Origin of the sequence: Cellulomonas sp. URHE0023, assembly GCF_000688475.1 — a bacterium.
In the GTDB taxonomy this organism is placed as follows: Bacteria; Actinomycetota; Actinomycetes; order Actinomycetales; family Cellulomonadaceae; genus Cellulomonas.
The window spans coordinates 979,304-993,440 of record NZ_JIAN01000005.1 but is presented as its reverse complement, the minus strand read 5'-3'; the positions used below and the strand labels follow the sequence as shown (position 1 = coordinate 993,440).

Sequence of the window (14,137 nt, the reverse complement as noted above, 5' to 3'; positions counted from 1 at the left end):
GACAGCATACCCGGACCGATCGGGTGCCGCGAAAATCCGCTCGCGCACCCGCCTCTGACGCAGCGGTCGGCGCGGTCCTCGGGGCTCGGTTCCGACGAGCGCAGCGCGGCGGGTGCGCCCCCTGCGCGCACGCGCCCAGCGCCGGTCAGGGGTGTGCGGCCGTCGGGCCGTAGACGGTGACCTGGATGCTGCCGCCGACCTCCATGTCGACGCGGGCGCAAGGTGCGGACTCGTCGAGAACGGTCGTCGTCGGCCAGGGATCGAAGTCGAGCACCGCCAGCGCGACGTCGGCGACCGCACGAGCGTCGCCGGCGCTGACGCAGGTGTCGGTGATCCCGGCGCGCAGCGCGTCCCGGACGCCAGACGTCTGGGGCCCGGCGGCGACCTCGAGGTCCTCCGCGCCGTTCGCCAGGATCCTGATGCTCTTCTTCGGGATGTCGACCCAGCTATCGGCGCAGCTCCACGACCTGGCGGCCCCGTCGTACGTGACCGTCCAGCCGTCGAGCCCGAGCCGGTCGAGCTCGGACTGCGCGAACGCCGTCGCGGTCGGGACGTCCGGGCAGTGCGCCGCCCCGCCGTCCACCCAGTCGCGCAGGCTGGCCTCGAGCTCGCGCGAGGCGGCGCCGTCGGGTGACGGTGCCAGCAGGACCGCATCGGGTGGCACCTGGTCGGACGGCGTCACGAAGACCATGCCGTCGTAGGCGAAGGCCACGGGGTCAAGGATCGGCGACAGGCCCGCGGCGGAGACGTAGCCCGCGCAGTCCGTGACCGGGTCGCCGGTCAGGTTCGGACCCATGACGGCGGGGACCCCCATCGCGGTCTCGTTCCACACGTGCTGGCAGTTGACCCCGTCGCCGGCGCCGCCGGCGAACTCTAGGTGGCCGGCGTACGCGGCGCCGCCGCCCACCAGCACCACGCTGATCCCGGCCGCGAACAGGCCGCGCCTGCCGAGCCGACGCGTTCGACGGCGAGTGCCTGTGGCCTCGGGCATGCTCATGGTGATCCCCTCTCGCAACGCGCTCAGGGCGCTCGGATCGATGCGGGAGAGGTCGGTCCGCCCGACCGGGTCGGTCGCGCGGAGCCGAGCGGTCAGGTCGGCGTCCCTCATCGGGCCTCCTCCACATCGGGACGGGCCGTTGCCCATCCGCTCACCACGTGTCCGGTTGCCGGGATGCGTTTCGTGTCCTCGGCCGCCGACATCTGCTGCAGCAGCCGCTGCCGGGCACGGTGCAGCCGGAGGCGGACGGTCGCGCGCGAGATGCCGAGGACGATCGCGATCTCGTCGCGAGCCAGGTCCTCCCACGCCACGAGGCGCAGCAGCTCGCGGTCGTCGTCGCCCAGCTTCCCGAGCGCGATCTCGACGTCGGTGGGCTCGGTGCGTTCGGCCGGGGCGGTCTCCGACAGGTCCTCGCGCAGCCGGTCAGCCAGCGCGTGCCGCCGATGCTCGCCGCGGTACAGATTCGCCAGGACGCGGCGCGCGACGCCGAACAGCCAGGGGCGCGCACGGTCACCGGTCGGGACGTCGTCGAGGCGTCGCCAGGCGACGAGGAACGTCTCCGCGACGACGTCTGCCGCGTCCGCGGGGTCGGCCACCCGTCGGACCGCGTACGCGAGCAGCGGTCGGTGGGTCGCGTCGAACAGGGCGGTGAACCGCTCTTCCGGCGTGCTCATGGAGGCCCTTCGACGACGAGACCGGACAACACTGACGTGTCCGGCTCGTCGGCGAGCGTTACATGCCTCGGAGGGTCAGGCGGCGACGGTGACCGTGACGTCGACCCGGACCGTGGAACCAGCCGGGGCGTAGGGCACCAGGTGACCGTCGATCGGCACGCCGTCGACCCGGACCTCGGCCGCAGCACCAGCGGTCACGTGGATCTCGTACGTCGCACCGCGGGCCACGCGCGTCACCGTGAACTCCGGGACCTCGGACCCGATCTGCGGATCGACGACGAGCCCGTCGTAGTCCGTCCGGACGCCGAGCAGGTGCTGCGAGACGGCGACGAAGTTCCACGCCGCGGTGCCGGTCAGCCACGAGTTCTTGGCCTCCCCGTGCCGGACGGCCTCCTTGCCCGCGATCATCTGCGCGTACACGTACGGCTCGACGCGGTGCACGTCGGAGATCTCCTCGCGGTACGCCGGCGTGATGCGCTTGTAGTAGTCGAACGCGCGGTCGCCTCGCCCGACCTTCGTCTCGGCGATGATCACCCACGGGTTGTTGTGGCAGAAGATCCCGCCGTTCTCCTTGTACCCGGGCGGGTAGGTGGACACCTCGCCGAGCTCCACGCGGTAGGTCGTGTACGCCGGGCTCTGCAGCACCATGCCGTGCGGGGTCGCCAGGTGCTCCTCGACGGAGTCGAGCGCCGTGAGGGCGCGGCCGTCCTCGATGCCGATGCCGGCCATGACCGCGAAGCCCTGCGGCTCGATCCAGATGCGACCTTCGGTGTCCGCGGCCGTGCCGACGGGGTTGCCGTAGTAGTCGTAGGCGCGCAGGAACCAGTCGCCGTCCCACGCGTGGTCGAGGGTCGCCTGGCGCACCTCGTCGACGACCTTGCGCGCCTGAGAGGCGACCTCCGGCAGCCCTCGGCGTGCGGCCAGTGCCGCGTACTCCGCTCCGTAGAGGACGAACTGGGCCGCGATGAACACCGACTCCGCGGCGCCACCGGCCTGGTTCTCCGTCGTCTGGAAGGACTCTCCGGGGGTCGTCGAGAAGCAGTTGAGGTTCAGGCAGTCGTTCCAGTCGGCCCGGCCGATGAGCGGCAGACCGTGCGGGCCGCGGTGGTTCACGGTGAACTCGAACGACCGGGTCAGGTGCTCGAACAGGCTCACCTCCGAGCCGGGCTCGTTGTCGAAGGGCACCTGCTCGTCGAGGATCGAGTCGTCGCCGGTCTCCTTGATGTACGCCGCGACACCGGCGATCAGCCACAGCGGGTCGTCGTTGAAGCCGGAGCCGATGTCGTCGTTCCCACGCTTGGTCAGCGGCTGGTACTGGTGGTACGCCGAGCCGTCCGGGAACTGGGTCGCGGCGATGTCCAGGATGCGCTCGCGGGCACGCTCCGGGATGAGGTGCACGAAGCCGAGCAGGTCCTGGTTGGAGTCGCGGAAGCCCATGCCGCGGCCGATCCCGGTCTCGAAGAACGACGCGGACCGGGACATGTTGAACGTGACCATGCACTGGTACTGGTTCCAGATGTTGACCATGCGGTCGAGCTTCTCGTCGCTGCTGGTGACCGAGTAGGTCGACAGCAGGCGGCGCCAGTGGTCCTTCAGCGCCTGGAAGGCGGCGTCGGTCTGCTCCGTCGTCGCGAAGCGTCCGAGCAGCGCGTGCGCCTTCTCCTTGTTGACCACCTGGTGGGCGTCGTCGGCCCACTTGTCCGCGTCCTCGTTCTCGACGTAGCCGAGGACGTACGTCAGCGTGCGCGACTCTCCGGGTGCGAGCGAGACGTCGACCTGATGCGAGCCGATCGGGTACCAGCCGGACGCGACAGAGTTGGCGGAGGCCCCGGCGCGGGGGACCGCCGCGTCGCCCAGGCCGTTGTACGCGCCGACGAACGTGTCGCGGTCGGTGTCGAAGCCGCTGGCCGGCGTGTTCACACCGAAGACGGCGTAGTGGTCGCGGCGCTCGCGGTACTCGGTGGTGTGGAAGATCGCGGACCCGTGCGGCCCGTCCTGCTCGACCTCGACCTCACCGATCGACAGGTTGCGCTGGTAGTTGGTCTGGTCGTCCTGCGCGTTCCAGAGGCAGAACTCGACGAACGAGAAGAGCGTGACCGTCTTGGACGCGTCGGAGGTGTTGGTCACCGTGACCCGCTGCACCTCAGCCGTCTCGCCGAGCGGGACGAACAGGAGCGTCTCGACGGACAGGCCGCCGCGCTCCCCGGTGATCCGCGTGTAGCCCAGGCCGTGCGCGGCCTCGAAGTGGTCGAGGTCCGCCTTGACCGGCAGCCAGGACGGGGTCCACACGTCACCGCCGTCGTTGACGTACAGGTACCGGCCGCCCGCGTCGGCGGGGATGTTGTTGTAGCGGTACCGCGTGAGGCGCCGCATCTTGGCGTCGCGGTAGAACGAGTAGCCGCCCGCCTGGTGCGAGACGAGCGAGAAGAACTGCTCGGAGCCCAGGTAGTTGATCCACGGGTACGGGGTGTGGGGCGTGGTGATGACGTACTCGCGTGCGTCGTCGTCGAAGTGGCCGTACCGCATGGTGAGTCCTTCGGTGCTCGGCTGCGCGTCCTACGGGCTGCGTCGTCGCGTGGAGTCCCTAGGCAGTGCAGCAATCGTGCGGGAGCGCTCCCATGCATCTCCCGGCCGCGAGCATAACCGCTTCGACGCCGTGAGGAAACGTGTGCGTACGGCCCGGCCCGCGCACGGTCGGCCGCCGAGCCTGTCGAATGCGTGCCACCTGCGGGGATGGTCCGGGCACCGACCCGCTGATCGCGGGCTGCGCACGACCGGACGGCCGCCAAGGCGATGCGGGTGTCAGGTGCGCCGGCCGGCCGACGCGCTGAGGGTCAGCGCGAGAGCAAGGATGAGCAGGACGGTGTTCTGGGCGTAGCCGCCCGGCGGCCGCGGGGTGGTCGACGCGACCGACGCGAAGCCGACGAGGGCCCGCGCCACCACGGCCGCCCCCGCGACGGCGGCGACGTGCCGCGCACCCCAGGACGCGGACCGTGACCACCGCGTGAGCACCACGGCCGTCACCAGCAGGATGAGGATCCCCACGGCAACGCCGAGCCAGCTGGCCGGGATGGCCTCGTAGCCCGCGAAGGCGACGAACGCCAGGCCGAGAACGGCGACCGGCCCCGGCACCCGGCTCGCGGTGGGCGGCGGAAGGCGGCGGCGACCGAACGTGCACGCGACGACGACGAGCACACCCGCAACCGCCACGGCACCCACGAGCTGCCCCGCCGAGGCCTGGTCGCTGCCGTCACCGCGGATGTCGGACCACACGGCGAGCGACGCGAGGACCCAGAGGACCGTGAGCACGACGATGCCGGGGGCGCCGAGCCAGGGCTGTCGTCCGGATCGGCGGTCGAACGACTCGACGAGCGCGATCGGCGCGCCGATGCTCCAGATGACGTGCCCGAGCAGGAAGTTCAGCGCGAACGAGCCGGAGACGCCGAGCGGTGCGACCAGGGTGGGCCCGAGCTCCTGCGCCCACGAGTCGTAGCCGAGGTAGTGCATCGCGAACAGCGACTGGTCGACCACGCCGGCCTGCAGGACGCCGAACGCTCCGGCCATCGCGAGGATGCCGGTCCAGTGCATGCCGGTGCGGGCCGCGAGCTCGCGGATCAGGACTGCGGGCGCACCGTACAGGGGACCGAGGACGAGCAGGCCACCGACGAGTGCCGCCGCCTGCCCGGTGACCTCCGGGTCGTACGCCGTGAGGTACTCCGCGCAGACGGGTGCGACGACGAGCAGCAGCAGCGCGAGCAGTCGGCCACGCGTGCGTGACGTGCGCAGCGGTGCGGTCATCTCGCTCATGCCCCCATGCTCGCGGCCGGTCCCACCCGGGCAGACCCCTCCCGGGTGGGACCGGCCCCCGCCGCAGGGTGGACCCGTGCGCGCTCGCGGGCGGACCCGTTCAGGCCACTCGTCGCGGTGCCAGCCCCAGGGTGACGGTCGCCGCGACCGTCACGTGCATCAGCGCCAGGCAGAGCATCGCCGCCGGCGTGGTCGCTCCCAGGGGGCCGACGAGCGAGACCAGCAGGGCCACGCCGCAGGTGAGGAACCACCCGGTCCGGTGGCCACGGAAGAACAGGCTGCGGACACCCCACGCTGCGAGCGCGACGAGCACGGACACGGCGACGATGCTGGCCGGGCCGACGGTGATCGCCGGGTCGCCGGCCTCCAGGGCGACGTCGAACGCCAGGTGGGCGAGCGCCCACACGGCGAGCGGCGCGATCGGGGCGGCGACGACGACGGCCCAGGCGGGGACGCGGCGAGCGGTCGTGGGGACGGTAGCGGTGGTCATGGTGTGCTCCTTGTGCGTGACGGTCGTGGTGAGGACCCAGGAACGTTCCCGCGCCACCGCGGCCGGGCGCGTCCCGCCGACGGCCAGGAGCGTTCCGCCGATCGGGTGCCCGACCCCCGACTTCAGTAGGTATCGCGCCGCCGACGACCGTTCCTACGCTCGCCGCATGACCACCGACGAATGCGCCCCCGGACCCTGGTACCGCCAGACCCGCTCCGCCCTCACCGGCGTCCTCTGCGTGCTGGTCTCGATCACCGTCTGGGCCGGCTGGCACGACCCCGAGAACCCGCTGCCCGGGTGGTCGCTGCCCCTCATCGCGACCGCGTCGCTCGCCGGGTTCTTCCTGGTCGGTCGCCGGCCGATCCGCGCGGCGGTCGTGACCGCCGCACTGTCGGCGCTCAGCCCTGTCGCCGGTCCCGCGTCGTACACGACGACGCTCGCCGCGGCGCGGCGGCACCGGCTGAGCACGACGCTCTGGGTGGCCGGCCTCGGCGCCCTCGGCACCGCGGTGCGGGCGCTCTGGTGGCCCGGCGGTGTGGGCGTGCCGCTGCAGTGGTGGCTCCTCGGTGACCTTGCGGTGCATGCCGCGCTGCTCGGCTGGGGTGCGCTCTGGCGCACCCAGGCGGAGCTCATGGACTCCCTGCGCGAGCGGGCGCGGCGGGCGGAGCGCGACCAGGAGCGTCGCGTCGAGGAGGCACGGACGGCCGAGCGGACGCGGATCGCGCGGGAGATGCACGACACCCTCGCGCACCGGTTGACCCTCGTCGCGACGACCGCCGGTGCGCTCGAGTACCGCACGGATCTCTCCAAGGAGCAGGTGGCACGCGCCGCCGGGGTGGTCCGGGCCAACGCCAGCGAGGCCCTCGAGGAGCTCCGGACCGTGATCGGCGTCCTGCGCACCTCTCCTGACGACCTGCGGCCGACGCCGGGTCTCGCGGACGTGGCCCGCCTCGTCGACGAGACGCGGGTGGCCGGGGTCGACGTGACGCTGGACGCGGCAGCCCTGGAGCTGCCGACCGCGCTGGACCTGGCCGTGTACCGGGCGTGCCAGGAAGGGCTGACCAACGCACGCCGGCACGCCCCGGGGTCGGCGGTCACCGTGCAGGTGCGGGCCGAGGACGGCGTCCGGGTCGTCGTCGCCAACTCCGCAGGCGGCAAGGGGGAGCCCAACGGCACGGGCACCGGGCTGATCGGGCTGGCCGAGCGGGTGGAGCTGCTCGGCGGACGCGTGCACGCCGCACCGTCCGGTGACGGGTTCCGGCTCGAGGCGTGGCTACCGTGGGAGTCGTGACCACCCGGGTGCTCGTCGTCGACGACGACGCCCTCGTACGTGCCGGGCTGACGCTCATGCTCGACGGCGCGAGCGGGATCGTGGTCGTCGGGGAGGCCGCCGACGGGGCGCAGGTGTCCGCGCTGCTCGACGCGCACCCCGTCGACGTGGTGCTCATGGACCTGCGGATGCCGGGCACCGACGGGATCGCTGCCACGACGACGGTCAGGGCGCGGCACGACCCGCCCGCGGTCGTCGTGCTCACGACCTTCGACACGGCCGACGAGGTCGAGGCCGCGATGCGCGCGGGGGCGAGCGGCTACCTGCTCAAGGACACGGAGCCGGGGCGCATCGTCGAGGCGGTGCTGGCGGCCGCAGCCGGCGAGCCAGTCCTCAGCCCTCGGGTCGCGCGTCGCCTGATGGACACCAGTGCCCGCACGGGGGACAGCCGCCTCGCGGCGCGCGAGCGGCTCAACGCGCTCACCGAGCGCGAACGGGACGTCGTCGTGGCGATCAGCCGGGGCGCCAGCAACGCGGACATCGGGCGTGAGCTGTACCTGTCGGTGGCCACCGTGAAGAGCCACGTGTCCAGCGTCCTGCTCAAGCTCGGGCTGGAGAACCGGACGCAGGTGGCCCTGCTCGTCCACGACGCAGATCTGGCCTAGCAACACCGACTACCGTGGCCCCGTGCTGCTCTCCGACCGTGACATCAGGGCCGAGCTCGAGTCGGGCCGTGTGGCTCTCGAGCCCTACGACGCGTCCATGCTCCAGCCGTCGAGCATCGACGTGCGCCTCGACAGGTTCTTCCGGCTGTTCGACAACCACAAGTACCCGGTCATCGACCCGTCGCAGGACCAGCCCGAGCTCACACGGCTGGTCGAGGTGGACGCGGGCGAGTCGTTCGTCCTGCACCCTGGCGAGTTCGTCCTCGGGTCCACGTACGAGGCGGTGACGCTCCCCGACGACGTCGCCGCACGGCTCGAGGGCAAGTCGTCGCTCGGCCGGCTGGGGCTGCTCACCCACTCGACGGCGGGGTTCATCGACCCCGGCTTCTCCGGTCACGTGACGCTCGAGCTGTCCAACGTCGCGACGCTGCCGATCCTGCTGTGGCCCGGCATGAAGATCGGCCAGATGTGCTTCTTCCGGCTGTCCTCGGCGTCCGAGCACCCGTACGGCTCGTCGCAGTACGGCTCGCGCTACCAGGGCCAGCGCGGCCCGACGGCGTCGCGGTCCTGGCAGAACTTCCACCGTACGGAGGTCTGATGAGCGCACCCCGGCTGCCCAGAGGGCTGAAGAACCAGCACCTGCTCGTGCTCCCCGAGGACGTGGGGGACGACGAGGTCGAGGTGCTGGCGGTCAGCCGGTTCCCGCAGGCGCGCTGGGAGGAGAGCGAGCTCCCGCAGCCGCGCGGGATCATGGGCCCGATGACGGCGGCCCTGGGCATCCGAGCGGTGAACGCCAGCATGGTCCCGGCCCGCGTGCTCCGCATCGCCCGGCTCTCCACCGCGACGGGTCCGTACGCGGTCGAGGCAGAGGACGCGGCCAGCCTGGGACTGCCGTCCTGGTCGACGTACGCGTACGTCGTCTCCGCCCCACGCGAGCGCGGCCGCAAGCCGTACCCGGGCGGCGACCGCGACGGCCTCAAGCGCGCGTTCCCCGACGCCATGCCGGTGCGCGAGGAGGAGCGGGTGCTGCAGTGGCTCGTCGCCGTGGCGCGCCGGCTCGGGGGCGCGGTGCGGATCGGTGACAACGGCATCGTCCTGACCCCGGACGTCGACGGCGCGATCGACCTGACCGTCTACTCGGACCGGTGGCTGGAACCGGAACAGGCCCTGGCCGTGGTGCAACGGGTGCACCAGCGTGCCCGGCTGAGCGAGTCCACGGGCACGTGGGACGGTCCGCTGCCCGGCGTGGGCCGCGACGCGGGCAAGCGGCCCGCGTGGGTGACCGAGGCCGGCGGTTCCGGACTGCACGACGCCCTGGAGAAGTACGGCGTGACCGACCCGGTCGAGCGGCAACGGCTGATGGACGAGTCGGCCGCGTACGACGAGCTGATGATGGCCGCACCGCCGCCTGCCGAGGCCTTCGGGGTGCTCGTCGACCTCGAGCACGACGGGATGCTGTCGATCGAGGCGGCCGCCGAGACGGAGCTGCCGCCCCTGCTTCGCGGCCTGCCGTGGACCACTCGTGGGGTGGTGGCGTACCGCGTGCACTGGGAGCCGCGCTTCGTCGAGGAGCTCGAGGCGGAGAAGCCGTCGTTCGAGCACCGTGTCGCACGCAGCAGGGCGGCCCCGCAGGTGCAGGCGCTGGCCCGAGCGGTCCATGCGGCGACCGGCGGCGAGATCGCCGACGAGGCCGACTTCCTGGTCGACCCCGAGGACGTCTGAGACTCGGCGGTGCTGGTCCACGTCGACCTGGTGGTCCGACGGCCGCTGCTCGTGGCCTAGATTCCTTCGCAGGTCGCGACGAAGGGACACGCAGGTGGTGATGGTTGCTGAGCAGTTCGAGGGTGCGGTCGACCGGTGGTGGGAGACGGCGTTCCCGCCCGGGAGCGACAAGCCCGCGTACGACGAGTTCAAGGCGGACCTCGTGCTCGCGGACCTGTGGGTTGCCGACATGGTCCTGCCGTTCGTGCGGCACGGTCTCGTGCGACCCGATCCGATCGGAGTCCCGGCCGAGCTCTCCGCGCTGCACGAACGGGCCATCAGCCTTCGTCTGGAAGCCGTCAAGGACTCGGACCGGCTGCTGACCGAGTGGTACGTCGAGTACGCGACGACGCTCCGGGAGATCTACTCGTCGTACCTCGAGCGCGTCGCGGCCGTCGACCGGAGCTAGGTGAGGTCGTCGTGGTCGCCGCGGACCCAGGCGATGTGCCGGTCGGCTGAGCGCCGGACGACGGCTCGGGCGTCGCGGTCGATGACGTTCGCGAAGTTGCCGTAGAGACGGTCGAACGCGAGCTCCTCGAGGTGCGCGGCGACCCGCTCGGCCACCGCGGCCGACAGCGGGAGGTGGTTGGGGTAGCTGCGCATGAAGGCCACCGACCTGCGGTCCGGGTTCGCGAAGACGGTGTCCCCGGCGAGCAGGACGCCACGACCTTCGGCGCCCGCGGCCCAGTGCAGGACCGCGCTTCCGGGGAAGTGCCCGCCCGGCTGGCTGAGGGTGAGCCCGGGCGTCAGCTCGAGCGTCCCCTTCCACGTCTCGACCACCGGGTCGGGGCGGCCCAGCCAGTGCACGTCCGACTCGGCGACCAGGACCCGTGGGTTGCCCAGGCGGCGGCTCCACTCGACCTGCACGCCGTACATGTGCGGGTGGCTCGCGACGATCGCGACGACGGGTCCGAGGGCCAAGATCTGCTGCACGACCGGCTCGTCGAGGAAGCCGATCGGGTCCCACAGGACGCTGCCGTCGGGCGTCCGGACCAGCTTGGACTGCTGGCCGATCCCCGCGTTCGGGGTGCTCGTGACGGCGTAGAGGTCGGGTTCCAGTGTGGTGAGGTGCGCCGCGTACCCCTCGTCGGCGAGTTCCTCGAGCGTGGCCCACGCCTGGCCCGACGCGGGGACCCACTGGCGCTCGTCGGCGCAGATCGCGCACACGTCGGGTCGCTCGGAGTGCTCCACGCCGCAGGTGCGGCAGATCCAGAAGGTCACGGCTCGATCGTGGTCGAGGCGCATCGGCTCGGCAACCCCCTCCGCTACTCCAGGCCGAGCGCATCCAGGGTCGCTGCGGACAGCTGGACCGCGTTCGTCGTCATCGGGACCGCCGTGCCGTCCTGCACCCTGTAGAAGCCTTGGGCACTGTTCACCAGGGCGCCGTCAGCGAGCAGGAAGACGTACTCGTCGCCGACGACGAGCGCGCTGGTCGGTGCGTCGGTGCGGTCGTCGTAGGTGAAGGAGCCCGCCGACGAGCCCTTCGCGGTCGCTGTGACGTCGACGGTGCCGGTCCCGTCCTCGAGGCTCTGGAGGGTGCCGCGCACGATGGTGTCGGAGGCGCCCTCGAGCATGGCGGTCGACGTGTAGAACGGGAAGTCGAGGACGCCGTCGAACTGGGGCGGGGCCATCCTCGGCGCCAGCGCGATCATCGTGACGACGGCGACCGCGACGACCGCCAGGCCCGCGCGGGTAGCCGTGCTGAGGCGCCTTCGTCGTGGCGGGGCGTTCTCGAGGCTCGCCGCGGCACGCGGGACCAGCCTGCGCAGCTCCGCCCACGCGCGCTCGGGAAGGGGAGCCTCCACCTCCGGCGTCGGGTTCGGTTCGCCCGGCACGCGCCTCGCGGCGTTCAGGTGCCGGATCACGGCGGTGCGGGACAGGCCCGTCGCTGTCGCGATCTCGGTGACGCTCAGCTTGTCCCAGAACCGGAGCCGCAGCACGCGGCGCTCCAGCCCGAGGTCGACCCTCGGCAGGAGGCTGTCGGCTGCGCCGACCAGCCAGCCCAGTGTCACCGGGACGCCCTGGCCCGCAGCCGTCCAGGCGAGGCGGAAGACTCCTTCGGCGACGTCCTCGGCGGAGCCGGCGCCCCGGCGCGCCGCGTAGCGGACGATGCGGCCGTACGACTCGGCGTACAGGAGGGCGAACGCGTCCTCGACGCGGGGGTCCGTGCTCACGCGGGCTTGACCACGCACCACTCGTTGCCCTCGGGGTCGAGAAGCACCTGGAAGGAGCCTGCCGTTCCCGTGTGGAGCTCCCCGTGGCGGACCGCACCGAGCGCCTCGGCCTCGATCGTGGCGGCCGCGATGTCTGCGACCTCGACGTCGAGGTGCACCCGGTTCTTCACGGTCTTGCCCTCGGGCACCCGCTGGAACGCGACACGCGTCCAGCCGGGCGGGTCGACGTACCACCAGTCGTCGTCACGGCCGACCGCCGCACCACCCAGCACCTGCGCCCAGAACTCGGCCAGCACGGGCGGGTCGGCACTGTCGAGGACCACCTCGTCGATGCGTCCGATCATGCGGCGACCGTACCGGCGGTCGCGGCCGGGGCGAACTGCGTCCGGTAGAGCTCGGCGTAGACGCCCCCGCGTTCCAGGAGCTCGGTGTGCGTGCCCTGGTCGATCACGCGCCCTCGCTCCAGGACGACGATCGAGTCCGCCTGCCGGACCGTGGAGAGCCGGTGGGCGATGACGATGCTGGTCCGACCGGACAGTGCCTCGTCGAGCGCTGCCTGCACGGCGGCCTCCGACTCGGAGTCGAGGTGGGCCGTCGCCTCGTCGAGGATCACGACGTCCGGCGCCTTGAGCAGCATGCGCGCGATAGCGAGGCGCTGGCGCTCACCGCCGGAGAGCCGGTAGCCGCGGTCGCCGACGACGGTGTGGATGCCGTCCGGCAGGCTGTCCACGAGGTCGGCGATGTGGGCCTGCCGCAGGGCGGTGTGGATGTCCTCGTCGGACGCCTCGGGGCGTGCGTAGCGCAGGTTCTCCGCGATCGAGTCGTGGAAGAGGTGCGCTTCCTGGCTGACCACGCCGACGGTGGCGCGCAGGGAGGCCTGCGTGACGTCGCGCAGGTCGGCGCCCGCGATGCGGACCGCACCCTGCGTCGGGTCGTACATGCGCGTGACCAGCTGGGAGAGCGTCGTCTTGCCCGCCCCGGAGTGACCCACGAGCGCGACCATGTGCCCGGCGGGTACCTCGAAGCTCACGTCCGTCAGCGTGTCGCCGTGGACCTCCCGGTTGAGGGTGGCGACGGACTCGAGCGAGGCGAGCGAGATCTCGTCGGCGCTGGGGTAGCGGAAGCCGACGTGGTCGAGCGTCACGTTCGCGCCGTTCGTCGCGACCGCGGTCGTCAGGTCGCTCGCGCCTGCCTTCTCGGCGACCGTCGGCTCCAGGTCGAGCACCTCGAGCACGCGCTCGAAGCTGACGAGCGCGGTCATGACGTCGACCTGGACGTTGGACATCGAGGTGAGCGGACCGTAGAGCCGTCCGAGGTAGGCCGTGAGCGCGACGACCACACCGACGGTGAGCTGGCCGTTGATCGCCATGACGCCGCCGATCCCGTAGACGGTCGCCACCGCGACCGACGCGAGCGTGGTCAGGCCGACGCGGAACCACGTCGAGTACAGCGCGCGCGTGACGCCGATGTCGCGGACGCGGCCGACCTGGGCGGCGTAGGCGGCCGACTCCCGCTCGGGGTCGCCGAAGATCTTGACCAGGTGCGCACCGGCGACGTTGAACCGCTCGTTCATGATCTGCGCGGCGTCGGCATTGATCTCGTAGCTCTCGCGGGTGACCTTGGCGATCTTCTTGCCGAACCAGCGGGCGGGCAGGACGAACGCGGGCAGCAGGACCAGGCTCAGGAGCGTCAGCTGCCACGACATGCTGAACATCGCTGCGAGGACGAAGACGATGGTGAGCGCGTTGCTGACCACGTTCTGCAGCGTGCTGGTGAACGCCTGCTGGGCTCCGAGGACGTCACCGTTGAGGCGCTGAACCAGTGCGCCGGTCTTGGCCCGGCTGAAGAACGCGAGCGGCATGCGCTGCACGTGGTCGAACACTGCGGTCCGCAGGTCGAGGATCAGACCTTCGCCCACCTGCGCGGACACCCAGCGGTCGGCGACGGACAGCCCCGCGCCCAGGATCGCCAGGCCGGCGACCGCGACGGCGATCGTGATCACGACCTGGGTGTTGCCGGGCGTGATGCCGTTGTCGATGAGGTTCTTGAACAGCAGCGGGGTGACGGCGCCGGCAGCGGCCTCGAGCGCGATGAGGCAGACGAAGACCGCGAGGCGGCCGCGGTACGGCCGCGCGAACTCCAGGATCCGGTGGAGCGTGTCCTTGGTGAGCTTGTGCTCACGGACCGACTGGTCCTTGAAGAAGCCGCGCATGGTGGGGGCTGACTGGCTCATGGTTTCGCTCCTTGCGCGCGCCGTCGGGGTCGGCGCATTGGTGAGGTTAACTCACTATGTGACTGG

At 71.8% G+C, this 14,137-nt stretch carries 14 protein-coding genes; 5 read left to right on the top strand and 9 right to left on the bottom strand.

What is annotated here, in order from left to right; translation table 11 throughout:
* Positions 1–145 precede the first annotated feature (145 nt).
* The 5 genes from N553_RS0105040 to N553_RS0105020 all read right to left on the bottom strand — a co-directional run bounded on the left by N553_RS0105040 (position 146) and on the right by N553_RS0105020 (position 5,968).
* Complete coding sequence (locus N553_RS0105040; protein WP_028045622.1) at positions 146–1,108, bottom strand: hypothetical protein; 963 nt, start codon at positions 1,106–1,108, stop codon at positions 146–148.
* Positions 1,105–1,671, bottom strand: a complete 567-nt coding sequence (locus N553_RS21185; RefSeq protein ID WP_034620665.1) for an RNA polymerase sigma factor — start codon at positions 1,669–1,671, stop codon at positions 1,105–1,107. The genes N553_RS0105040 and N553_RS21185 overlap by 4 nt, the downstream gene beginning before the upstream one ends.
* A gap of 75 nt (positions 1,672–1,746) precedes the next feature.
* On the bottom strand, positions 1,747–4,197 hold the full coding sequence (locus N553_RS0105030; protein WP_028045621.1) for a GH36-type glycosyl hydrolase domain-containing protein: 2,451 nt from the start codon (positions 4,195–4,197) through the stop codon (positions 1,747–1,749).
* A gap of 276 nt (positions 4,198–4,473) precedes the next feature.
* On the bottom strand, positions 4,474–5,478 hold the full coding sequence (locus N553_RS21180) for a hypothetical protein (RefSeq protein ID WP_051639835.1): 1,005 nt from the start codon (positions 5,476–5,478) through the stop codon (positions 4,474–4,476).
* A 100-nt stretch (positions 5,479–5,578) separates the two neighbouring features.
* The gene (locus N553_RS0105020; protein ID WP_028045620.1) at positions 5,579–5,968 is read right to left on the bottom strand and encodes a DUF6069 family protein; all 390 of its coding nucleotides are present in this window, start codon (positions 5,966–5,968) and stop codon (positions 5,579–5,581) included.
* Positions 5,969–6,134: 166 nt separating this feature from the next.
* Here N553_RS0105020 and N553_RS21175 point away from each other — a divergent pair, with 166 nt between their 5' ends.
* The 5 genes from N553_RS21175 to N553_RS0104995 all read left to right on the top strand — a co-directional run bounded on the left by N553_RS21175 (position 6,135) and on the right by N553_RS0104995 (position 10,073).
* Positions 6,135–7,259: a sensor histidine kinase gene (locus N553_RS21175; protein ID WP_051639833.1), complete on the top strand. Its 1,125-nt coding sequence runs from the start codon at positions 6,135–6,137 to the stop codon at positions 7,257–7,259.
* Positions 7,256–7,903, top strand: a complete 648-nt coding sequence (locus N553_RS0105010; RefSeq protein WP_255346998.1) for a response regulator transcription factor — start codon at positions 7,256–7,258, stop codon at positions 7,901–7,903. The genes N553_RS21175 and N553_RS0105010 overlap by 4 nt, the downstream gene beginning before the upstream one ends.
* A 22-nt stretch (positions 7,904–7,925) precedes the next feature.
* Positions 7,926–8,501 (top strand): dCTP deaminase, encoded by a 576-nt coding sequence (gene dcd / locus N553_RS0105005; protein ID WP_028045618.1) that lies wholly within the window; start codon positions 7,926–7,928, stop codon positions 8,499–8,501.
* Positions 8,501–9,625 (top strand): hypothetical protein, encoded by a 1,125-nt coding sequence (locus N553_RS0105000; RefSeq protein WP_028045617.1) that lies wholly within the window; start codon positions 8,501–8,503, stop codon positions 9,623–9,625. Before dcd ends, N553_RS0105000 begins: the two co-directional genes overlap by 1 nt.
* Before the next feature lie 100 nt (positions 9,626–9,725).
* Positions 9,726–10,073, top strand: a complete 348-nt coding sequence (locus N553_RS0104995) for a hypothetical protein (RefSeq protein ID WP_156043703.1) — start codon at positions 9,726–9,728, stop codon at positions 10,071–10,073.
* On the opposite strand, the gene N553_RS0104990 is transcribed toward N553_RS0104995, so the two are convergent.
* From N553_RS0104990 to N553_RS0104975, 4 genes are read right to left on the bottom strand one after another with little or no spacing between them, the layout of a single operon-like run.
* Positions 10,070–10,885: an MBL fold metallo-hydrolase gene (locus tag N553_RS0104990; protein ID WP_028045615.1), complete on the bottom strand. Its 816-nt coding sequence runs from the start codon at positions 10,883–10,885 to the stop codon at positions 10,070–10,072. The genes N553_RS0104995 and N553_RS0104990 overlap by 4 nt on opposite strands.
* 44 nt (positions 10,886–10,929) lie before the next feature.
* The gene (locus N553_RS25295; RefSeq protein WP_028045614.1) at positions 10,930–11,838 is read right to left on the bottom strand and encodes an RNA polymerase sigma factor; all 909 of its coding nucleotides are present in this window, start codon (positions 11,836–11,838) and stop codon (positions 10,930–10,932) included.
* Positions 11,835–12,182 (bottom strand): VOC family protein, encoded by a 348-nt coding sequence (locus N553_RS0104980; RefSeq protein WP_028045613.1) that lies wholly within the window; start codon positions 12,180–12,182, stop codon positions 11,835–11,837. The genes N553_RS25295 and N553_RS0104980 overlap by 4 nt, the downstream gene beginning before the upstream one ends.
* The gene (locus tag N553_RS0104975) at positions 12,179–14,071 is read right to left on the bottom strand and encodes an ABC transporter ATP-binding protein (protein ID WP_028045612.1); all 1,893 of its coding nucleotides are present in this window, start codon (positions 14,069–14,071) and stop codon (positions 12,179–12,181) included. Before N553_RS0104975 ends, N553_RS0104980 begins: the two co-directional genes overlap by 4 nt.
* Positions 14,072–14,137 lie beyond the last annotated feature (66 nt).